The sequence below is a fragment of the Lysinibacillus sp. NPDC048646 genome (assembly GCF_050272295.1).
Taxonomy (GTDB): Bacteria; Bacillota; Bacilli; order Bacillales_A; family Planococcaceae; genus Lysinibacillus.
This window is the reverse complement of record NZ_JBNNLZ010000004.1, coordinates 92,140-113,211: the sequence shown is the minus strand read 5'-3', so window position 1 is coordinate 113,211 and position 21,072 is coordinate 92,140. Positions and strand designations below refer to the sequence as shown.

At 36.5% G+C, this 21,072-nt stretch carries 22 protein-coding genes; 9 read left to right on the top strand and 13 right to left on the bottom strand.

Annotated elements, in window-relative coordinates; genetic code table 11:
* Positions 1 to 23: 23 nt before the first annotated feature.
* Positions 24 to 206, top strand: coding sequence for a hypothetical protein (locus tag ACQKII_RS07065; RefSeq protein WP_427457683.1), 183 nt, complete (start codon positions 24 to 26; stop codon positions 204 to 206).
* A gap of 208 nt (positions 207 to 414) precedes the next feature.
* On the opposite strand, the gene ACQKII_RS07060 is transcribed toward ACQKII_RS07065, so the two are convergent.
* From ACQKII_RS07060 to ACQKII_RS07040, 5 genes are all read right to left on the bottom strand, one after another.
* On the bottom strand, positions 415 to 1,488 hold the full coding sequence (locus ACQKII_RS07060; RefSeq protein ID WP_427457680.1) for a glycosyltransferase: 1,074 nt from the start codon (positions 1,486 to 1,488) through the stop codon (positions 415 to 417).
* 155 nt (positions 1,489 to 1,643) lie between these two features.
* Entirely contained in the window at positions 1,644 to 2,393 is a 750-nt protein-coding gene (locus ACQKII_RS07055) for a hypothetical protein (protein WP_427457678.1), read from the bottom strand.
* A 1-nt stretch (position 2,394) separates the two neighbouring features.
* Positions 2,395 to 6,183: an AAA domain-containing protein gene (locus tag ACQKII_RS07050; protein WP_427457675.1), complete on the bottom strand. Its 3,789-nt coding sequence runs from the start codon at positions 6,181 to 6,183 to the stop codon at positions 2,395 to 2,397.
* 215 nt (positions 6,184 to 6,398) lie between these two features.
* A complete protein-coding gene (locus ACQKII_RS07045; RefSeq protein ID WP_427457673.1) occupies positions 6,399 to 6,953 on the bottom strand; it encodes an NADPH-dependent FMN reductase in 555 nt (184 codons plus the stop codon).
* Positions 6,954 to 7,342: 389 nt separating this feature from the next.
* Complete coding sequence (locus ACQKII_RS07040; RefSeq protein ID WP_427457670.1) at positions 7,343 to 8,188, bottom strand: NAD(P)H-binding protein; 846 nt, start codon at positions 8,186 to 8,188, stop codon at positions 7,343 to 7,345.
* A 121-nt stretch (positions 8,189 to 8,309) separates the two neighbouring features.
* On the opposite strand from ACQKII_RS07040, the gene ACQKII_RS07035 reads away from it, so the two are divergent.
* From ACQKII_RS07035 to ACQKII_RS07015, 5 genes are all read left to right on the top strand, one after another.
* Entirely contained in the window at positions 8,310 to 9,356 is a 1,047-nt protein-coding gene (locus ACQKII_RS07035; RefSeq protein ID WP_427457667.1) for a PseG/SpsG family protein, read from the top strand.
* Between the two features lie 263 nt (positions 9,357 to 9,619).
* Positions 9,620 to 9,805, top strand: a complete 186-nt coding sequence (locus tag ACQKII_RS07030) for an SE1832 family protein (RefSeq protein ID WP_427457664.1) — start codon at positions 9,620 to 9,622, stop codon at positions 9,803 to 9,805.
* 27 nt (positions 9,806 to 9,832) lie between these two features.
* Entirely contained in the window at positions 9,833 to 11,398 is a 1,566-nt protein-coding gene (locus tag ACQKII_RS07025; RefSeq protein WP_427457662.1) for an ABC-F family ATP-binding cassette domain-containing protein, read from the top strand.
* A gap of 438 nt (positions 11,399 to 11,836) precedes the next feature.
* Positions 11,837 to 12,241, top strand: coding sequence for a transcriptional regulator Spx (gene spx / locus ACQKII_RS07020; RefSeq protein WP_036117523.1), 405 nt, complete (start codon positions 11,837 to 11,839; stop codon positions 12,239 to 12,241).
* 22 nt (positions 12,242 to 12,263) lie between these two features.
* Complete coding sequence (locus tag ACQKII_RS07015; protein WP_427457659.1) at positions 12,264 to 12,710, top strand: MarR family winged helix-turn-helix transcriptional regulator; 447 nt, start codon at positions 12,264 to 12,266, stop codon at positions 12,708 to 12,710.
* A gap of 265 nt (positions 12,711 to 12,975) precedes the next feature.
* Here ACQKII_RS07015 and ACQKII_RS07010 read toward each other — a convergent pair whose 3' ends face one another.
* Both ACQKII_RS07010 and ACQKII_RS07005 read right to left on the bottom strand, forming a co-directional pair.
* On the bottom strand, positions 12,976 to 13,524 hold the full coding sequence (locus ACQKII_RS07010) for an RNA polymerase sigma factor (protein ID WP_427457656.1): 549 nt from the start codon (positions 13,522 to 13,524) through the stop codon (positions 12,976 to 12,978).
* A gap of 479 nt (positions 13,525 to 14,003) precedes the next feature.
* Positions 14,004 to 14,141: a hypothetical protein gene (locus ACQKII_RS07005; protein WP_427457653.1), complete on the bottom strand. Its 138-nt coding sequence runs from the start codon at positions 14,139 to 14,141 to the stop codon at positions 14,004 to 14,006.
* 314 nt (positions 14,142 to 14,455) lie between these two features.
* Between ACQKII_RS07005 and ACQKII_RS07000 the strand changes: the two genes are divergently transcribed.
* On the top strand, positions 14,456 to 15,940 hold the full coding sequence (locus tag ACQKII_RS07000; RefSeq protein ID WP_427457651.1) for a hypothetical protein: 1,485 nt from the start codon (positions 14,456 to 14,458) through the stop codon (positions 15,938 to 15,940).
* Positions 15,941 to 16,388: 448 nt separating this feature from the next.
* On the opposite strand, the gene ACQKII_RS06995 is transcribed toward ACQKII_RS07000, so the two are convergent.
* From ACQKII_RS06995 to ACQKII_RS06980, 4 genes are all read right to left on the bottom strand, one after another.
* Positions 16,389 to 17,018 carry a hypothetical protein gene (locus ACQKII_RS06995; RefSeq protein ID WP_427457649.1) on the bottom strand — a complete coding sequence of 210 codons (630 nt, stop codon included), beginning with the start codon at positions 17,016 to 17,018 and terminating at the stop codon, positions 16,389 to 16,391.
* 144 nt (positions 17,019 to 17,162) lie between these two features.
* Positions 17,163 to 17,474, bottom strand: coding sequence for a hypothetical protein (locus ACQKII_RS06990; RefSeq protein ID WP_427457647.1), 312 nt, complete (start codon positions 17,472 to 17,474; stop codon positions 17,163 to 17,165).
* Positions 17,475 to 17,602: 128 nt separating this feature from the next.
* Positions 17,603 to 18,391, bottom strand: coding sequence for a helix-turn-helix domain-containing protein (locus ACQKII_RS06985; RefSeq protein WP_427457645.1), 789 nt, complete (start codon positions 18,389 to 18,391; stop codon positions 17,603 to 17,605).
* A gap of 34 nt (positions 18,392 to 18,425) precedes the next feature.
* Positions 18,426 to 18,647: a hypothetical protein gene (locus tag ACQKII_RS06980; RefSeq protein WP_427457643.1), complete on the bottom strand. Its 222-nt coding sequence runs from the start codon at positions 18,645 to 18,647 to the stop codon at positions 18,426 to 18,428.
* Between the two features lie 203 nt (positions 18,648 to 18,850).
* Between ACQKII_RS06980 and ACQKII_RS06975 the strand changes: the two genes are divergently transcribed.
* A complete protein-coding gene (locus ACQKII_RS06975; RefSeq protein WP_274772799.1) occupies positions 18,851 to 19,078 on the top strand; it encodes a helix-turn-helix domain-containing protein in 228 nt (75 codons plus the stop codon).
* Positions 19,079 to 19,144: 66 nt separating this feature from the next.
* Here the strand turns inward: ACQKII_RS06975 and ACQKII_RS06970 are convergent, their stop codons facing one another.
* Positions 19,145 to 19,444, bottom strand: coding sequence for a helix-turn-helix domain-containing protein (locus tag ACQKII_RS06970; protein ID WP_427457641.1), 300 nt, complete (start codon positions 19,442 to 19,444; stop codon positions 19,145 to 19,147).
* 107 nt (positions 19,445 to 19,551) lie between these two features.
* Positions 19,552 to 19,800, bottom strand: a complete 249-nt coding sequence (locus tag ACQKII_RS06965) for a hypothetical protein (RefSeq protein ID WP_427457639.1) — start codon at positions 19,798 to 19,800, stop codon at positions 19,552 to 19,554.
* 443 nt (positions 19,801 to 20,243) lie between these two features.
* Between ACQKII_RS06965 and ACQKII_RS06960 the strand changes: the two genes are divergently transcribed.
* Entirely contained in the window at positions 20,244 to 21,011 is a 768-nt protein-coding gene (locus tag ACQKII_RS06960; RefSeq protein WP_427457637.1) for a restriction endonuclease, read from the top strand.
* Positions 21,012 to 21,072: the final 61 nt, after the last annotated feature.

Below are 21,072 nucleotides of genomic sequence, written 5' to 3'. Positions count from 1 at the left end.
CTAAAATGGAAGGGGACAAAAAAATGCAAGCTCGACATTTTAGGCCACGGAATGTGATTATTATTGCAATTATTGTTGGTTCATCCCTATTAACCGGCCATGCCATTTATACAAACCTCATAGAGGTCCATACAACTGACACCATTACTGATAAAAAATCTGGCGTCTTTGTAAGTGAAATCATTGCACCAAAAACAAAAGAATGATACTTCAGTCAATGAGATTTACTTCTTTCCTCACAAATTATTAGTTGATCCAATCGGGCTTCTACGGTCAGTTTATTGACCATTTCGTGTACGCGTTCTCCTCTTTCCACTGAAGGTGAACGTCTTTCTGACCGTTCATGAAAATGAAAAAGCAGGGAATCACATAATTCGTGGTTCCCTGCTTTTTCATATATCTTATCCAAACTTGCTATTTCCCCTTGTTCAGTCGGCTGTATAAGTATTTTTGATTGTCTAGTATGCGTTTATCATTTGGTTTATATTTGCGCGCTGTTTCATTATGCTCATGTGCATTTTCATAGAGACCTAACCGATCATATAACATACTCAACTGCAAATGTGGCATCCACGTTGAATACGCTCGCTTATGGATACCTAATGTAGTTGAAGGTTGTTGTAATGCTTGTGAATACCAATAAATTGCTTCTTTATTTTTTAATTGCTCCATAAAAAAACGACCGATTCGACAACAAGTTTCAGGTCTTGGTCGATCATACAATAATGATTGTAAAACGGACTGAGTTGCTTGTGTTGAATCTTGTAAATGCTGATAGCAATCTGCTAAATTCAAGCATGCCTCAATATTTTCCTCAGCGGAGCCAGGGGCTGCATCAAGAAATGAATTATATTGATTAATGGCTTCTAAAAAACGCCGATGACTTTTTAATTCATTTGCGTAATGAAACGTTTCTCTTGCCGAAAACAAATGTCCTGCGGCCTTTAAGCTCTCATAAATTTTAATATTACGATCTGTATCTTTCTTTAATGGTAAATGGGTAATCGCTACATCACTATGGTACAGTCTCCCGGCTACTTGTAGAGACTCATGGACAACACCCTGCCATTGAAAATTTCGCGAACGTTTTACCAGACGGCATCTTTGTTCAATAGTGTCAATTTCTCCATCTTCATCTAACTGTACGTAATAGTTCATTGAAACTGCGTCAATATGAGGATTAAGGGATTTCTTAAGTTGCAATAACTTTTGTTGATGTTCTGTTGTAAGTACATCATCTGCATCTAGCCATAAAATATAATCTTTCGTTGCTTGTTGGAAGGAAAAATTCCGAGCCTTTGCAAAATCATCGCACCATGCAAAATCAAAGATACGAGCGCTATAGTTTTGAACAATTTCTTTTGTACGATCAGTAGAGCCAGTATCAATAATATTGATTTCATCCACTACATGTTGAACGGAATCTAGACATCTCTCAATAATACTTTCTTCATCTTTTACAATCATGCATAAACTAATAGTTAACATCTGTCCCCTCCTTTCTCTAAGTAATATATGCTGGTTTTAAAATTGTCAGCCTGGATATTCTCCCACTTATTATGGCGTTTACCGTTTCATTGGCTATTCCTCGTTTTACAAAAAAAAACGAACGGAGCATTAAGCTGCATCCGTCCGATATATATTTACAAATATTCTTCTCGCCATCGTAATTGTTCTTTTTCCGATAATCGCTGTTCTAGGGTACTATCCCATTGATTTAACAGTGTATTCCACACTCTGACATAGACAATATCCTGTTCCTTATCATGGAGGAGAAATTCAAGACATGGAATATCATTAATTTGTTTGGCTTCTGTATTCACAATAGTTTCTATTAGCGTTTGAGAGGTAGTGGATTCCTCTTTTTCCTGCTGTAATGCTGCAATAATCATAGCTTCTTCAAATTGTTCCTGCTGTTCAGCCTCTTTATCCACATAGCGGTATGATTCTGGCAACTCATCATATTCCTCAATACGGTCTTCACCAATAGGGAGAAATCCGTAATGGCATGGGCTAAATAAAAGAGTAGCTGTTTCGACATCTAGTTCTTCCTCGAAAATGCCCTGCTCCAATTGTTGCTCACCTTTAGAGGTTAATCTAAAGAAATTTTCCCTGTGTTCGATCAGACGTACCCGAGACATCAATGATACTAAATCTTCAATAAAAAGAGGGTCTACAAGTAAAAGTTCACTCAATTCCTGTGCATTTTGAAAATCCGCTTCCTGCATGCTGATTAAGAGCATTTTCATCAGGACATCCATTGTAGAACGTCGAATTGGCTCATAGGTCACTTCTACGGTGCGAATTGGAATACACCATTCATTTGACTTCACTATTTTCAGATGGCGATTTTGCTGTAGCTCTCTCATTAAACGCTGCCGTAATTTTGACATCCTATATCACCTGTCCTTCATGATTACGTAAGCCATCATAGGATTTCACGGTTGTTAGAAGATGGCTATACATATCACGCGTATCTTGATGTTTTGCACGTTTTGCAAACATATCTGCACTACCGACTAACATTAACAGCTCGCGGGCTCGTGAAAGCGCAACATTTAAACGACGATAATCCCGCGCAAAGCCGATGTCTCCACCCTTAGGCGTATTACGTACCATACTCACTAATATGACGTCCATCTCCATACCTTGGAACTTATCGACAGTCCCAGTTCTAAACTGAAGATGAGGTAGCTGCAACTCCTGCTGAAGTAGGCGATTAATTTTCTTAACTTGCTCACCATAAAAGCTAATGACACCGACACTTTTCTGTGCATCTTGTGGTATGCGTCCTGCCTTTTTCGCTGCAATGACAGCGGCATTTAAGTCTGTTAAAATACGGCGGATTGTTTGTAGCTCCCCTTCATTGTAACGACTTGTGCCACCTTTGACCTGCTCCTCTAAATAAGGCTTTTCGGTTGGAATATCAATCCATAGTAAATGATCCTCACGTCTGACAAATTGTCCTTCTAAACCATGGTCACGTGCCACATCCGAATCTGGCAACCCACATTGTAAGCCATTTTCTTCCTTGGCGTAAAATGGCGTAATACTATGCATAATTTTTTCATGCATACGGTATTGCAATGCAAGCATTTGCTTATGAGTCGCTGGTAAATTATTAAATAATCGTTCAAATAAAGATTCACGCAGCAAATTTTTCAACTCTTGTGCCCCATCAAAGTTAGGATTCTCGTCTAACATCGATTTCAGCGTTTCCTCTAACGTATCATCGCCAAGAAGTGGCGGTAACTGATGGTGATCGCCTACCAAAATGACTTTCTTCCCCTTAAGCATTGGTAATAATAACTCTGGAGGTGTAGCCTTTGATACCTCATCGATTATTACGACATCAAAGGTCGGATAGTTTTCCATAAACTCTTTACTTGCGGAAGCAACACATGTTGTTCCGATCACATTGGCATGGCGCACATATAATTTACGAATTTCATCTAAATCATATTCTGTTGCGTTTTGTAGCTTGTCACGCCACTCCTCTTGCAACTTTTTACGAAGTGGTAGCTGCTTTTCTTTGCGTTGCAGTTCATCTAAGCTTGTTTTAGCCGTACCAATTGCTTGAGCTACTTCTTCATATGTACGCTCTGGAGTGGACTGAAGGAGTTGTGTTAATGCCGTCAATTGCTTTTCTTTTTTCAAACCAGTCACATTAATATCTTTTATGGTTTCTTCAAATTGTATTAGTTGTTGTTCAATCTCTTGGAAGCTTGTCTGTACCGTTTGAAGTGCTGCTTTCTTCGGTACAAGCTGCGTATTTGCCTGCTCAACAGCTTGAAGCTGTTGGCGAGCCGTTTGTAACACGAGTTGCGATTCAGATACAAGCATTTTCAATTGTTCCACAGATTCTTCTAGCATAGAGCCACATTGCGTCACTAGTGTTTCAGCAAGCTGCTGTAGCTTTTCTTCATGCTCGGTATACGGCTTCAATTGTCGTAACAAGCTCTGTACATTAAAGCTTGTAATCGCACACTCTTGATGTAATAAACTACTGACATTTTGACGCATCGATGCAAATTCTTGATCTTTATGTTCCTGCTGGTGTCTCTGTGCAGCACCCTTCTGCCATACAAAATCGCGACGCATATAGAGCCCAAGTAAATAGCTTACTATTTGTTCTCTTGCTGGTGTCTGTTCCTCTTGAAAGGCTGTATTCAGCTGTACAAACACACCCGTTAAATTTTGCAATGAAAAGGACTGAATCGGCTGTTGCCGACTTTTTGCAAGAGCTCGTTCCTTGTCTTCAGGGGAGACTAATGCTTCAAGTTTTTCAATTGCGTTTCGTAGGCGCGTATTAATAATTGCCCAAGCTTCTAAATCCTTCGCATCCTCTAAATGCCTTAAACGTTCGATTTGCTGTGCTAGCACATGTGAAGGACGAATGTGATAATGCTGTAAAAAACGATGGATGCGTTCATAAGTAGTTAAGGTGCTTGTAAACTTTTCTGCTTCCTTCATTGACTGGAGCCGCTTGCTTTCTTCTTCATATTTCACTTGAATATCTTGGAACTGTAGCGCCATTTGCGTTATCTGGATTTGTAATTCCTTATATTGAATAGCAGCTCGCCACTGATCTATCTTTTTAGTAGTTTCTTGCATATTTAGTTGCAATTGTTCTATTGAATTATTCTCTGTAAGAATCTGTTCAAGTGACTGCACAATAGGCTCTAATTGTGCAAGTTGCTTCTCATAATGCTCTTTTTGCGCTTCACTAGCTTGTTGTTCTGTCTTTACGGCTTTCAATTCTTTTTTTAATGCTTGGATTTCTTGTTGTAAAACGGGTTCATCGATAGCCGCTTGTTCTTTTGCAGCAATTTCCTTTGTAAGTTCCTCAAGCCAAGTCTCTAGTTTACTTAATTCATCTTTAGCTTTCATCATACTGTTTTGTAATTCATGCTCACGTTCAGTAAAGGATGTAATTTCTTCCTCGATAGCAGCAAGTGTTTGTTCACGCCAATGAAGTGCGACGTTTTCCTCGATGAATTTTTTTCCCTCTTCCTCAATACTTTCCGTACGACCATAACGTAAAATACGAATTTCTTGATTGGACAGCAATCTCCCTAATGCATTATCAACCGCTAAATTTGATTGAGAGGCAACAAGCGTTTTTAAACCTGCCTTCACATTTTGTTGACAGATTTCAGAGATAACAGTTGTTTTCCCTGTCCCAGGTGGCCCTTGTATGACATATAAATCCTCTACAGATAGAGCCCCTATAACAGCCCGACGTTGATAGTCGTTTAAGTTATTATGAAAATCTATATCATCCCGTTGCTTAGCTGTCCTTACAGTTGGACGTTTTTCAAACAATATCGTCTCTAAGCTATGGTTGACAGCCTCTCCTTTTTCGAGCTTAGTAAAACCATTGCGTAAGCGTCTAATTTGGCTCAATGTTGCAAAATTACTAAAGCTTGCCTGTTTTGACCGAAGATTGAGTTGATCCTTTCTCGCCTGTTCTTGTGCGAAAGGTTTTAAATCAATCTCAACTGTTTGCTTCCCGGCATTTACTTTTAACACTTGTCCGATTTCGCCACGTGTGCCTTGAATGCTAACGCTTAAGCCAACTAATTGCTTCCATTCCTTAGCTTTCACAAAGGGGCGTACAAGTGTAAGGCGTGTAAAATCCTCATTAAAATAGCTTTGTTTAAATTCAGTATGAATATCCTCAATTGTCGCATCACGTTCTTGGATTTTTAAATAGCCTTCCCAGCTTGCAATTCGCTTTTTAACATATTCCGTACGTTCCTCGGCAATGGGTAGTTCTCTTATTTTGCTATGAAGGTCTAACGGAATACCCACACCATTATTTGACCTTGTTACAAATTGCAGTGCAACGGGTAAACGACGATTTGTATGAATCGGACCGCGCATATGCACGAAACGGATATTGGTTGCTAGTAAACCTTCAACTTTTAGCACACAATCCATAATCCCTGTTTTTTCTGCGATTACGCCCTCCAACTTATTATTTTGCTGTGCATTAAAATAGATCGACAAAAACGTTTCACCTGGTGTTTTCGCCTTTCGTTTTTCAATATAGACGGTAAATGTTTTTTGTAACGCAAAAAAGGCATGCTCATTTGCTGAGCATTCCTCTACCGCTTCCTTGGCCTTATTCGTCAAAATCAAATTACAGCGTTGTTTTTCTAGTAAAGCGATGTCCTGCATGAGCAGCCCTCCCTTCCGATTTCACTAAAATCTTATTTTATCATATCGTAAAAGAATTCTAGAAAAGAAATATCCCCTGCACAGTGATTTCCTTCCACTGTACAAGGGATTTCAGTTTTCTTATATGTGTGTTTAATACTACGTTCTACTTACTCCCAGACACTCTGCGCACTTCAAATCGTATTGAGTATAATGAAGCAAGAATTTGCCATGATTTAATGTTGGTCAATCGTTTCCTTCGGTAATGTTTTGCTCATTTCACAATATTGCACGAAAACACGTGCCATTTCGCGTAAACGATTATGAACATCTGCATCAACAATATTATTGTCCGCATCAAAATGTGATGTGTGTGTATAGACATAGTTTGGTGTTACGAGTGCACGGAAATAATCTAAAATAGGTTTTAATTGATTTTCTACTACTAAATGATGCTGGTATGTGCCACCATTTGCTACGATGGATACCGGTTTATAGCGCATAGTTTTAGGATGTAAGAAATCAAATGCATTTTTCAATACGCCTGGAATCGAAGCTTGAAAAATCGGTGTTGCAATAATATAAGCGTCCGCTTCTTCAAATTTTTGAATCATTTTTTTCATATCATCATTTAATGGTGAACCATCGACGATTTGATGCTTATATTCACTAAAATGCATAATTTCTAACTCGAAATTCGCATCGTATTCTTTAATATATTGTTCAACTTGCTCTAAAATAGCACCAGTTTTACGGCCAAACATTGTGCCATCAACGAGTAAAATTTTCATGATCACTTTGCCTCCACATTCATCTTCTACAATAGTATTGTAACAAATGAATAGGAGCACGTGAAGAATTGTAATGGTCAAGACCTTAAATTCAGTCTTTAGGCGGAATGAAATAAAGTAAAACTTCAATCAGTGGGGGTTTTCTTCATCCCCCACAATAAATAGAGGAACACAAGCTAAAACCTTCACATCCTGTGAAAAAGCTTGTGTGACCAACATCCTGTTGCCCCGAACCAATCGGGCTTTTACGGTCAGTTGATCGCCCACCTCGTTGGCTCGTTCTCATCTTTCCACTTAAGATGGGCGTCTTGTACCTGACGCTTCGCTTTAGGAACAGATACATTACTGACCGTTAATGCGGGATAAATTCTCAATGGAGAAAAACACTTTCACTTCTCGTCTCTCCGCTTAAATTTCACTTCTTTATCTACTACTGTTTCCTTTATTTTGAATTTATCACGGTCGATGATGACATCTTGGTTGACCTTATCATCTTCTCCAATTGTATTTGGTGCTTTATTTTTATCCCAATTAAACAAATTTTCACGCAAGGCTTCCTCATCTTTTATCTCAGGAAAATCTAACGTAGCTATTTCCTGTGATGGATAAATCGTTACAGGCTGCTCTCTAGTGTACAACGCAATCACTATCATTGCCTTGGCAACCTGTGACGCTTCTATTGCACGAGAGCGTTTAAGGGGTCCCACTAATAAAGGTTTTGCAAACTTTAGTGCTTTCTCCCCCACCTTTTCGCCAAAACGAAATTCTTTGCGCTCTCCAACCAATAATGATGGGCGAATAATGGACAGACGCTGTAAGCCTAGCTCCATTAAATCATGCTCAAGTTTGCCCTTTACACGATTGTAGTAAAACGGTGAGTTCTCATTTGCTCCCATTGCTGTAATAACTAACATGTGTGGTATGCCTCGCTTTTTCGCCAATGATGCAATAGCTAAAGGATATTCAAAATCAACTTTCTCAAATTCTTCGCGAGACCCTGCCTTTTTTATAGTTGTTCCTAAACAACAATAGAGCTCATGTGCAAATTCAATATCATTTTCTTCTAATGTATCAAAATTGCGAATTTTCACCTCAAGCTTTGTGTGCTCAAACGCTGGCTTTCGACGGGCAATAACAGTCACTGAAACGTATTCATCATTTTCACATAACTGTTCTACGAGCGAGGTGCCTGTTAAACCTGTAGCCCCTACAACAATTGCTGCACGCATTCCCATTGTTAGGTTCCCTCCTTCTACTACCGAAGTTTATGTATTAATTTAGCTAATCCTAATTTTTACACATACTTGCCCATTTTTCACCATAATTTAAATAGACAGACGAAAGGATGGGATACATTTGCAAAACGAAACTCAAACAATTAAACCGAACAAAACGATTGTTTTCATTATTGAAAGCTGTATTGATAAAGGACTCTATCCTTTTGAACGGGTTGCGACGCTTGCAAAGCTACTCGCACAAGAGAAAGTTTTCATATTCGCAAAGACTCCTTCGAATGATGGGATACAAATTTTAATGAATGAAAATCTATCACCTATACTATTCGAACATTTTGATGAACTACCGAAGCATATGAAAGGAATACAGCCTGATTTAATTGTTCGGGATGGTCGTAATTCCGAAAGCTGGCAAGTACACAATCTAAGACCCTTCTGTAAAACAATCATTCATTTTGATGATTTTGGTGAAGGTGGTCAAGCCTGCGATTGCGTTTTACTAGCACTCTATCAAGAAGTTAAAGATTATTTACCTTCACATTATATTGGTGGGAGCTTTGCTTTTGCGTTACCTGATTCATTTCATCATTCAGAAAATTTACCTGACATTAAAACACCTGAAAACCCACCTCATATCGTTGTTGCTTTTGAGGATGGGGACGAGCATAACTTAACTTACCGAACTCTTCGACACTTAACTCAGCTACAAATCCCACTACAAATTACCGTGATGATTGATGACAGCTACCGACATGCAACCGATGATTTACAAATGATGGTGCTAAGTCGCCGCAATACTGCCATTCTTCGTGATAAAGACGCACTCCTAAAACTACTACCCAAAGCCGATGTCATTATTTGTAACGCCAACTACACACCTTACAAAATCGCTTCTTATGGTGTACCTTGCATCACACTAGCACAAACAGAAGCCGAACTATTGCATGCTTTCCCTCGAGAACATAACGGCTTCATTCATCTCGGTCTTGGCCGTAAAATGAAACAATCACAAATTCAAAATGCCGTAATGGAATTTCTATTACATGAGGCGAGAAGCGAACGCGCGGTGAAGAAACAACGACAGCTCAAACTTGCAAGCAATAATGAGACGCTAGAAGCATTACTGATTGATTTCGCATATGATCGTCATAATATCGCTTCAACTTAGTGATTCTTTTTAGGTGAATATGATACAATGTATTAGAATTTTTACACTTTCGCTTTTATCAGCGTTTATCCCGTACGACAGGGTGCTAAACTCCCCCACTTCAAATTGAAGAATACGTGGGATGTTTCAGTAAGGATTCGAGCACCCTTAAGTACCGATTGGTTCAACTAATAAGCGGTGGGGGATGAAAAAACCCTCACCGCTTAAAGTTTAACTTTAAACGCATTTGTCATACAAATACCAATCTAAAGGAGCCATGTATCATGCCATCAAAAAGTGACATTGAGTATCAAATTAAAGAATTAAAAATGGATTATATGAATTTACAAGGTGATATCGAAAAGCTTGAATCAACAGGTCATAACGATCAAGTAGCACAGGCTGAACAACGCCTTGCCAACATGGAAACAAAACTAGCTGAACTAAATAACCAACTTGCAGCACTTTAAGTAATCTAGATTTCTGGAGGAACATTTATGGCAATATTAACAGTTGAAAACTTAGGTCATTCATTCGGTGACCGCACACTTTTTAAAGACGTATCCTTCCGTTTAGTAGAAGGCGATCATATTGGACTGGTTGGTGCAAATGGTGTTGGTAAATCTACGCTAATGGGTATCATTACGGGCCAAACAATTCACGATACAGGAAAAGTTGAATGGCTACCTGGTACACATTACGGCTATTTAGATCAACATACTGCGCTAACTGCCGGGCGTACAATGCGTGATGTCTTACGTGACGCTTTCCTCCCTCTCTACAAAAAGGAAGAAGAGCTCAATGACATTACCGGTAAAATGGCTGAAGCAACACCTGAAGAATTAGAATTATTATTAGAGCAAATGGCTGAGGTACAAGATGCACTGGATGCAGGAGACTTTTATACATTAGATATGAAAATCGAAGAAGTCGCACGTGGTTTAGGTCTTGATGCGATTGGCTTAGAGCGTGATGTTGCTGCCCTTTCTGGTGGTCAGCGTACAAAGGTGTTATTGGCAAAGCTTTTGCTTGAAAAGCCTAAAGTATTATTACTTGATGAGCCGACCAACTACCTTGACGAAGAGCATATTACGTGGCTGAAAAACTATTTAAAGAACTACCCGCATGCCTTCCTATTGATTTCGCATGATACGGAATTTATGAACAACACAGTGGATGTAATCTTCCAATTGGAATTTTCTAAGTTAACTCGCTACACTGCAACTTACGAAAAGTTTATAGAGCTTGCTGAAATTAACAAACGTCAACATATTGATGCATATGAAAAGCAGCAGGAATTCATTAAAAAACAAGAGGACTTTATAGCAAAAAATAAAGCTCGTTATTCTACAACTGGTCGTGCAAAATCTCGCGCGAAGCAGCTTGATCGTTTAGAACGAATTGATCGTCCTGAAACAGCAGTGAAGCCTGAATTTGGCTTTAAAGAGGCTCGCACGCCGAGCCGTTATGTTGTGGAAGCAGAAAATTTAGTCATCGGTTACGATAAAGACAAGCCGTTACTACCTCCTCTTTCATTTATGATTGAGCGCGGGGAAAAAATTGCTCTAGTCGGCATGAACGGTGTTGGTAAATCCACATTACTAAAAACAATGCTTGGCAAAATCAATCCACTCGATGGCAAAGTGATCCGTGGTGATTATTTAGCCCCTTCTTACTTTGAACAAGAAGTAAAAGCCGATAAAATTACACCAATTGATGATGTGTGGAACGCCTTCCCTTCAATGGAGCAAGCACAAGTTCGTGCCGCTCTTGCGCGTGCAGGGTTGAAAACCGATCATATTACACGTCCCCTCAATTCTTTATCAGGGGGCGAGCAAGCTAAAGTTCGACTTTGTAAACTGATGATGGAAGAAGCGAACTGGCTATTATTTGACGAACCTACCAACCACTTAGATGTTGATGCGAAAGAAGAATTAAAACGTGCCATGAAAGAATTTAAAGGTACAATCGTGCTGGTTAGCCATGAGCCTGAATTCTATGAAGGCTTAGCGACAAAAGTATGGGATGTCCAAGATTGGTTCACTTCAGGACAACAAAGCTAAAAACACACTGAACTGCACCCCAATTGTTAGACACACATCTAACAATTGGGGTGCTTTACTTTTTGGACAGCCCTTCTTTTTACTTCAGAGCTTCTATGAAGTGGAAAAGATCCTTAGACACAGTCCACTATTAGCATAAGCTGCTTCTCCTCGACATTCTCAAATTTCAAATAGAATTTTGCATGATATTCCCCATCTCAGCATATATACTATTGAAATCTATCAATCTTACATCATTGTAAGTAAATTTAACGAAACTTTTCGCTATTCCAAGCGTATAGTTTAGTATAGTTGAAAAAATCTCATTTTCCATTGACTTTTTTTCAATTAGCTATTGATTTATATATAGCTTACTAGTAAGATATATATATAACCTATTTAACTTACTAATAAGATATTCATAAAATATAATCTAAAAAAGAAAGCGGGGAATGAAGAATGACAGTTACCATTTACTCACAAGCGAGCTGTTCTTCATCCAGAAAAGCATTAAAATGGCTAAAAGATCACAATATCGAATATAAAGAAAAACGCATTACATCACATCCACTTACGCTTGCAGAATTTAAAGAAATTTTAAGCATGACAGAAGATGGAACTGATGAAATTATTGCAACAAATTCAAATGATTTTAAAAATCTAAACATTGATATCGACCAATTATCTATCCAAGAATTATATGCAATTATTCAGGCCCATCCTAGAATGTTGCGTAGTCCAATTCTAATTGATGAAAAACGTATTCAAGTTGGGTACAATGAAATGGACATCCGTCGTTTTATTCCACGCAAAGTACGTGCTTACGAATTAAATGCGATGACAAGATTAGCCCAAGAAAGTTAAAACAGTTTTGGAGATGACCTATATGGATCAAGAAAAACAAAAAGCCATTTCCTCGTTGTTTGAAGTTGTCTCTTCCATCGAGCGCAAATGGGCAAACGAGTGGAACAATCATAATGTGCTCGGCTTTTCAAAAACCCATATTTTAATTTTAGACTATTTATCGCAGGAGGGACCTAAGCGCCCTTCTGCTATTGCAGATCGATTAAAAGTAACAACAGGCGGCGTTACAGTTTTAACGACCAAGCTTATCAATGCTGGCTTTATCGAAAAGACACAGCATGCAACAGATCGTCGGGCTTCTCAGTTAGAAATCACTTCCGACGGTGAAGATATTTTAGAAGAATCTCGTCAACAAGTCAGCGCAATCATCAACAATATGTTTGGCATGCTTTCAGCTGAAGAGGTACAAACTCTACGTGATATTTTCGCAAAATGCTTGCTCGAAGTGGATATCCATCGTCATGATTAAATCGATGTTACTATTTTTTACAACACGAAAAAAGGATGCACTGCAAATAATCGTTTGCAATGCACCCTTTTTTTGATTAGCCGCAAACATACTCCTGTCTAAGTAATACTATATGTGCGGTCAATGATTTTACCTTTATTCAGTTCGACAACCACCTCTATGGATGATGAGTTGAACCTAATTATAGCTTTTTCAGTGTGCGTCCTGTCATCCACATAACTATCAATGCGAAATCAAGAAGTCATTACACCTAAGTGTCATTACTTTATGCTGGCAGCACAGCCTCCACTATTGATACGTCTGCCATTAGCATTTCTTTCAAACGCGCTTTCGCACGGAATAAACGCGATTTCACTGTCCCAATCGATACCTTCATTATTGTAGAAATTTCAGCAAGTGAGTATTGGTCTATGTAGAAATACCACAAAGTTTTTTGGTAAATCGCATCTAATTGACCCATTTTATCCTGCACTAGTTTTGTTACAATGTCTTTCTCAATTTTTTCTTCTGTAGAAATCTCATTATTAGGAACCAAATCTAAGATTGGAACGTCTAATGTTTCAGGTTGATTCATCATGTACTTACTACGTCGTACTTTTTTACGATAGCGATCTCTAAATGTATTCATGGTAATTGTTGTTAGCCAAGCTTTAATATGTTCTACTTCGGCCACGCTATCCTCATAGCGTACAACTTTTACCCAAACCTCTTGCATTAAATCTTCCGCTTCAACATTATTGCGAGTAAGCTTTAAGCATAGATGATAAATATAACGATTAAATTCCTCATATACGCCTTCTAATTTTTCATTCATTGTGTATTCCTCCGCTTCTTGTTCTTGCTTCTATACACATTCTCGCAAAATAATGTATTACACTCTATCGTATTTGCTTTCAATTTCATTACAATCGTGTAAGCTTAATTGCTTTCACTTGTAATATTCGTAAAAATTGTTTTTCTACTATACTTCCATCCCCTTCTACCAACATGGCAAACTGCTAATAAAACGGTTTCTTCTATTTAATGCTTTTTGTATAAAAAATGCATGAACATAATAAACTATAGAAGGCATTGCTGTTTCAATAGGAATCGGTAAATGCATTTGTAGCACCTTGACTTTGTACGCAAAAAACGTATAAACTAAAGGTGTAATGAGATTCCAACTACTCGGGAAGAATCTCCAGACGGTTTAGCGGCTAGGTGGCTCCTAGTCGCTTTTTATTTTGCCTTAAAATGAAAAACACCGCCCTTCATGGCTAGTAAAGGACGGTGAAAAGTCATTTTTTTGTTTAGCTAAAGCATACGAATAATCCGATATAGCGTATCTGCTACACGAAATAAATCCGTGGCAATTCTAAAGATGGCTAGTCTTTGAATGCGACGCTTTTCCGCATTGGCTTTTGCTCTTTCTACTCGGGAAAGGTTCTCCAAACGGTTCACCCCCTTTCGAGCGTAACAGTGTCACGCTTGGAGGCTTAAAAATATGCAGACGGACATGCCGACCACAACAATAATCATATCATGATTATTTGTAGGAAATCCTAACATTTTATATATTAGGAAATAGGATACAAATTTTGAACTATTCCCCCACTCACGGTTTCCATTGTATAGGAGGCTATGTGTTATAACATCTGTAGAAACGGAATAAACTCCAGCTGTGATTTCAAAAGATGTAAAGTTTAAACCCCTACAATCTTAAATCGTTTAAAAGTAATGGAATAGTCTGTTTTGGAGGAATGTATATGAAGGTCACTGGTACTAAAAGTGGTAATTTCAATTTTAAAGAAATCGATACAGGCACACAAATCAATCATAATGAAACATTAACAAATGTTGATACAGATAATTTAAAGAACGTAAATTTAGAACAGTTTCCTGTTGTAAATGACTTTGAAATATTACTAACTAAGAAAAGTTTCAAGGGCAAGGGTAAACACATCTATTTTTATTGTGCGAGTAGAAATGAGCAGTTAACTTCAATTCCTTGGTGGGACGATGCTGAATCCTTCTTAAAAGAATGGAATAAATGGGATATACCAACTGGAACCATTGACGAACCATTTTACGATCTTAAGGAAGGTCGAAAAATTATTATTTTTGAACATAAAGGGTTTATTTATATCTTGGAAAGTAGTGAATATAAATGTGAAAATAATATAATTCACACCTGGTATAAAGTTTCTAGAGAAGTATATTTCATCGAGTGGAAAAAATTGTTGAAAAGGTTAGTAGGAAAGGGCATTAAGTTCATTGGTACTAAAAGTGGCGAATTTAGCTTTAAAGGCATCGATACATACATTAATCAGCATGAAACATTAACTAATATAAATGTAAATAATTTAAAGGACTTAAACTTGGAGCTTTTTCCTATTGTAAAGGATCTTGAAGTACTAATTTCTAAAAAAAAATTGAAACGTAGGGGTAAATATATTTCATTATACAGCGCGAGTAGAAATGAGCAGTTAACTACGTTTCATCGCTGGGACTGTGCTGAAGTCTTCTTAAAAGATTGGAGTAGTAGTAATATACCAACTGGAACCATTGACGAACCATTTTACGATCTTAAGGAAGGTTGGCAAATAATTGTTTTTGAAGATAAGGGATTTATTTATGTCTTAGAAGGTGAACGTGAAAGTAATATCATGCGCACTTGGTATCGAACTCCTAAAGAGGTATATTTTAATGAATGGAGTAAATTACTTAAAAGGTATAAGAGAAAGAATGAGCATATCAAGGTAATTGGCACTAAAAGTGGGGAATTTGATTTTAAAAGGGAAGATATATTTACAGATTCGCTTATTAATAATAATGAAACATTAACAAATGTTGTTATTGATAATTTAAAGAACTTGAATTTAGAACTGTTTCCTGTTGTAAACGACTTCGAACTCCTAATCACTAAGAAACGCGTGAAATATTATAGTGAATTCGTATATTTTTATAGTAGGAGCAAAAATGAGAATCTAACTACATTTGAATGTTGGAAGAATGCTAAAACATTCTTGAAAGATTTGAAAAAAAAGGATATACCAACTGGTACAATTGACAATCCATTTTCAGATCTTGACCAAGGTTGGCAGATTATTATTTTTGAAGAGAATGGGTTCGTTTATGTCTTAAAAGGTGGTGAATTTGACCATGAAAATAATACAATTCACACCTGGTATCGAACTTCTAAAGAGGCATATTTCAATGCGTGGGGAAATTTGCTTAAAAAATTTAAATGACAATAGTTATAAAACCATTCTAGTTGATGAAGAGATATCAATTAGAGATCTACTTGAAGTGGTTCACTGCTAGAATAGGATTCTCCCTAAGCATTATGCTATACTATTTCTATTATTTTCAGGGTGCAAAGTGAGACGTAAAATTGCTCCAAAGCCTTATGTATCAATGATTAAACAATATATCAACAGCAAAGGCACTATGCAGGTAAAAGCACAATAAAGCATGATTTCGGGGCTATTTGGGGCTAAATTGGGGCTGCTGAATTTAAAATAGCGGCTAGTGTGTAGGGCTAGATAAGAGAAAAAAAGGCGAGCGTGTGTACAGGAATGTGTGAGTAAGAAAGATTGGAGCTTAATGGATTCAATTTTTTATTTGGTGATTGACAGGTGATAAGTAAAACACAAAAAGTAACGTTTAGAGTTAGTGCTCTATCCGTTACTTTTTAATTCACACACCTCTATTCTTTATTAAGCAACTAATTAACTCCTTCATACTCATCAAAGGACAACTTACAGGTGACATTATTAAACGCTTTACCTGTTCTTCCATTAAGTAAATCTCTGTAATTTCTTCTCTATAATAACCAAAATGCTCTTTCGATTTTTGGGTCCTTTTTAATGCATTTTCTACACTCATTATTACCCAATCTTGTTCATCACATGTCTCCAACAAATAATATCCACGCTCATTATCTACATATTTAAAAATTCTATCTCCCTTATAGTTGATATTTCGTACCCATACTTTCTCTTGGCGGTCTATTAAAGCCACATTTTTTTTATGATTAGCTTTAATGAACAAACTATTTTCGAGTGCTTTAGGATCATAATGTTCTAAAAAAGCAAAACACCCCGACCACACTGTATCGTCCATTTGAGGCTCTACTCGTTTTATACCAACAGGTAAAATACAGGAACAAGTATCAATATCCGTTACTTCTATAAAAATAAAAGAAAAGCAGTGATAATAAGCAATTGAACCATATTCCTTTTGGGAAGAATTGTATGGCTTTGTATTAAATCCTCTATTTTCAAATCTAATTACACTAGCAAAATCAGCTTGTGAATCATACCACATAACAGACCACCAACTTTAATATTTTCAAATGTTATTACATCTATATATTTTACTCTTACCTTATCTAAAAACTCAAAATATCAGTTTATTTACTTGTACATTGATTGATTTCCCGCCTTTTTCTGTACAAAGCTCTGATTTATTTTAAATCACTGCCTCAAATAGTTCCTGGGCGTGAATGTTAATAGTCTTGACTTCTTCTGACATTTCTTTGAATAACGGAAAGAATGCCATATCAATTAAACGTACTGTATCTTGAATTTCTAAAATGGATACACATGCCATACCATGTTCCTTATGCCAACCTTTATAAGTGATTTCATCAATTCTATCCATTAAACGAGCTACAGCACACTGTACAACCTCTAACTGAATCATCTGTGTAGATAATTTATAAGTATTGCTACTATTTTCTTGTATAACTGTTTCTAATATGTGTTGTGTTTGTTGTTGCATGTTCATCATTTCCCTTCTATTTATGTTTTATTTGTTTGATACTGCATGTAAAAGTAATTGTTTATTGTGGTCAGACATGACACACCATTCTTTGGCCGTAACTTTCATGTGTCCTCACTTCCTTCATATTAAAATGCTTCTGTTGGTTCATCTCTATCAGTTAACCAATTATAGAAAGGCACTGTGCGCTCACGTGCAGATTCTTTCTTTACAGATGGTGTATTTGTTATGGGATGCTTATCTCTACGTTGTAGTGCCTTCTTATGAGCTCCTACGAATACGGAACGCAATGACTTAGTAACCGTCAGCACACCTTCTTTAATATCATTAGCCATTTTAAAAATGATGTTCTTTGCCTTTATGAATTCCTGAATGCTACTTACATTAGATGCTAGTACCACTTTATACAGCTCGTCTTTAAAGTTGTTTGGAAGTGGTAACGAATGCATAAAATCATACAGCATCACTTGATACTCATTCATAAACTCTTTACAAGTCTCTTTATCAGCATGAGCCTGGTTATAAGCTTCTTGTAATGGAACTACCCCACATTCCTCAAATGATTTGTTACTGCTTTCGTATGTTTCAGATTGGCTGGATAAAATAATATAAATGTTTGCCCCTCTACCTCCCTTTACCTTCGTAGTTGATTGTTTCTTAATGATTCCTAGCGATTCCAATTTTGAAATTGCACGATAAACTGTCTTTGTGCTGATCTCCAATGCTGCAGCAATAGTACATGCTTTTAAGTGACATGCTCCTGGATGCTCCAATGAATGACTAGCGAGCTTGAAAACGATGGCACGTTCACTATCAGTCAAATTAAAATAGTGAACTGCTATGTGGTCCTCCACACTCTTATCCATATCTGCTATTGATTCAAATGTTGTGTATTGTGCTAAGTATTCTAATGCCATCGTTTCTCACCTCACTTTCCAATTACCAAATAACTTAGTAAACTACATGTACATTTCCATCTTCTCGAATTTGTACAGGTTGTCCGTCTACATCATCAAAATAAACTTTTCCCCAACCTTCGATATGTTCCCAGTAACCTAAATTGTATTTGTCGCCATATCTCTTTTTGAAATACTCTCTAGCTTCTTTGTAGTCCTTGAATTCCGGAAAACTTGCTTCATCTTCTCTCGAAATTGTAAAACCAAAGTATGTCATAGTGTTTCCCCTCTCTTTTCAGTAGCAAGTGAGTAATTTTTAATGATAAATAACCTTCAACACATTAACCTTACAAGGTTAATATATCACTACAAAAAGTTAATGTAAAGTTAAATTTTAACCCTACAAGGTTACTTTTTAATATTTTCAAAAACTATTTAACTTCAAAAGTGATATAATTAAAGTTAAAAAGAGGTATTGTAATGGCTATAAAATCAAATTTAAGAATTTTAATGGCTGAACATCGTATTGATGGAATATCAGAATTAATGGCGAAGTCGGGACTTAGTAGAAATGCTATTAATCGATTGTATAAAGGAACTGAAGAGGAGATGAAATCAACAAATTTAAAAACCTTGATAACTCTATGCGAAGTTTTTGAATGTAAACTATCAGATTTACTAGAATTCACTCCAGATTCCACAAAGTAAGATCAACACATAAAAAGGACGCCCAATAATTCGGGTGTCCTTTTAAAATTTTCTACATTTATTTCATTAGGTATTCATTAACCATTTTTCTATAGTAGCCCTATGAAATAAAATACGGCCACGAACCTTTATATGTGGAATTTCATTTTGACGAACCATGGTGTAAATCGTTGTGTTGCTTACTTGTAATTCTTCTGCTATTTCATCTACTGTCATTGTCATTTTTTTATCAGAATCCACAATTATTTTTTTATCGGGTTCCACAATTATAGGGTTGTCAACTTGGGGTGTAGGAGGCTTAATTAATTCAACTTCTAGATCAGCCGGTAGCTCTACTAATAACTCTAATTTCAAATATTGTTTCATGGGCACGCTCCAATTGTTTTTCTATTATCATCGCCAAATATTAAGCTGTATAAAATAAAAAAACACTCTCAGCTGATCATGCAGCCGAGAGTGTTTTTAATAATAATTTATTTCTTCTTTATAAAACACGTCACCCAACGTCCCTTTTCATTTTTGTATTCTGAACGTTCATATTGTTCTTCAATTTCTTGTTTGAATTTCTTACGTTTTTCAAGCATTTCTTCAGTAGGGATTACCCATGCAGGTTCCAATAATTCTGACAAGCCCACAGGGGTAGGAATTTTCTCACCACCGAATTCAAGATGGGTAACTTTAACCTTTATCCCTAAATCTATTAGATATATTGGTTTATCCAACCTAATCACCTCTAAATTTATATATGAAGTTTAAAGATTTCCTATTACCAAAAGCAACCACATTGTTAGCAGCTGCTTTGATTAGATATATATATTAATTATTAAGAGCAAGTTTTAAAAGATTAAAAGAATAAATGATTAAGGTTCAATTTTCACCACTTCATGCTTACTCTCACAAAAGATTTCAGTATTTTAACGATAGAACATTTCCTATACCTTGAGAAGTTTTGAGAAAAGTTGCGTTGGAGAACGAAGCTTTGCCTACAACCAAGTCTATATTTAGACTTTCAAGATAATAGATTACTTCCATGCTGAGCGCACAAAATGACCTGGTTTACTTCAATTGATTACCTGATCTTAGATTTTGGTTAATACAAATATTTATTTATATGTATAATGTAAATAGAGAGGTATTTCCCAAATAATTTTAAGGCGTGATATATATGGAAAATATTAAAAAGTACATAGAATTTGAACCATCTCAAAAATGTTCAGTAACAGATTGTAATAAGAAAGCAAATTATGAAGTGTATTTATATGATTATTATCGTGAATTTAATGAAGAATTTTTTGAACAAGATTATACTTGCCCATTTATTTGTGAAGAACATATGCACTTAAATGAAAAAAATGCTAGTGGTAATAGACGACCAAGAGGATATGTTAGTTACCCTTTTACAAATAAGCATGGTGCTCAAGGCTACACAAGGTATCAACCAGTAAAGGAAATTTATTCAGAGCTTCTAAATAACGGCCTACTAGTACCTAATGCATCACTAAGAATAGATTTTTCTGATATTAACTCACAATTAATTCAACAATTATCTAGAAATCCCGAGTTAATGTATAAGTTGGATCCCCGGAAATTTGAAGAATTAGTTGCTGAACTATTTAATAGAAAAGGATATGAGGTGACATTAACTCCACAAACTAGAGATGGCGGAAAAGATATCTATGCTATAAAAAAAGATGCTATCGCACCAACTTTATTTGTTGTTGAAACAAAAAGATACAGTAAAACTAATAAAGTAGGGGTTGAAATAGTCAGGGGTTTATATGGTGTTAAATCTGCTGAAAGAGCGAATGTTGGAGTTATAGTTACTACTTCTTCTTTTACTAAAGATGCTATTGATTTTGCTTCACCGCTAAATTATGAGCTGAGCTTAAGAGATTTTGATAATTTAAAAGAATGGTTGAGCGAATATAAATAATAACACATTAACACCCGAGTAATTTAAAAATTTTAATCTAATTAACATGACCAAGACAGTT

What these genes read in the sequence shown, in the direction of transcription:
- ACQKII_RS07065 (WP_427457683.1), top strand. Translation starts at nt 24, where the DNA reads ATGCAAGCTCGACATTTTAGGCCACGGAATGTGATTATTATTGCAATT.
- ACQKII_RS07060 (WP_427457680.1), bottom strand. Translation starts at nt 1,488, where the DNA reads ATGTTAACTATTAGTTTATGCATGATTGTAAAAGATGAAGAAAGTATT.
- ACQKII_RS07055 (WP_427457678.1), bottom strand. Translation starts at nt 2,393, where the DNA reads ATGTCAAAATTACGGCAGCGTTTAATGAGAGAGCTACAGCAAAATCGC.
- ACQKII_RS07050 (WP_427457675.1), bottom strand. Translation starts at nt 6,183, where the DNA reads ATGCAGGACATCGCTTTACTAGAAAAACAACGCTGTAATTTGATTTTG.
- ACQKII_RS07045 (WP_427457673.1), bottom strand. Translation starts at nt 6,953, where the DNA reads ATGAAAATTTTACTCGTTGATGGCACAATGTTTGGCCGTAAAACTGGT.
- ACQKII_RS07040 (WP_427457670.1), bottom strand. Translation starts at nt 8,188, where the DNA reads ATGGGAATGCGTGCAGCAATTGTTGTAGGGGCTACAGGTTTAACAGGC.
- ACQKII_RS07030 (WP_427457664.1), top strand. Translation starts at nt 9,620, where the DNA reads ATGCCATCAAAAAGTGACATTGAGTATCAAATTAAAGAATTAAAAATG.
- ACQKII_RS07025 (WP_427457662.1), top strand. Translation starts at nt 9,833, where the DNA reads ATGGCAATATTAACAGTTGAAAACTTAGGTCATTCATTCGGTGACCGC.
- spx (WP_036117523.1), top strand. Translation starts at nt 11,837, where the DNA reads ATGACAGTTACCATTTACTCACAAGCGAGCTGTTCTTCATCCAGAAAA.
- ACQKII_RS07015 (WP_427457659.1), top strand. Translation starts at nt 12,264, where the DNA reads ATGGATCAAGAAAAACAAAAAGCCATTTCCTCGTTGTTTGAAGTTGTC.
- ACQKII_RS07010 (WP_427457656.1), bottom strand. Translation starts at nt 13,524, where the DNA reads ATGAATGAAAAATTAGAAGGCGTATATGAGGAATTTAATCGTTATATT.
- ACQKII_RS07000 (WP_427457651.1), top strand. Translation starts at nt 14,456, where the DNA reads ATGAAGGTCACTGGTACTAAAAGTGGTAATTTCAATTTTAAAGAAATC.
- ACQKII_RS06995 (WP_427457649.1), bottom strand. Translation starts at nt 17,018, where the DNA reads ATGTGGTATGATTCACAAGCTGATTTTGCTAGTGTAATTAGATTTGAA.
- ACQKII_RS06990 (WP_427457647.1), bottom strand. Translation starts at nt 17,474, where the DNA reads ATGCAACAACAAACACAACACATATTAGAAACAGTTATACAAGAAAAT.
- ACQKII_RS06985 (WP_427457645.1), bottom strand. Translation starts at nt 18,391, where the DNA reads ATGGCATTAGAATACTTAGCACAATACACAACATTTGAATCAATAGCA.
- ACQKII_RS06980 (WP_427457643.1), bottom strand. Translation starts at nt 18,647, where the DNA reads ATGACATACTTTGGTTTTACAATTTCGAGAGAAGATGAAGCAAGTTTT.
- ACQKII_RS06975 (WP_274772799.1), top strand. Translation starts at nt 18,851, where the DNA reads ATGGCTATAAAATCAAATTTAAGAATTTTAATGGCTGAACATCGTATT.
- ACQKII_RS06970 (WP_427457641.1), bottom strand. Translation starts at nt 19,444, where the DNA reads ATGAAACAATATTTGAAATTAGAGTTATTAGTAGAGCTACCGGCTGAT.
- ACQKII_RS06960 (WP_427457637.1), top strand. Translation starts at nt 20,244, where the DNA reads ATGGAAAATATTAAAAAGTACATAGAATTTGAACCATCTCAAAAATGT.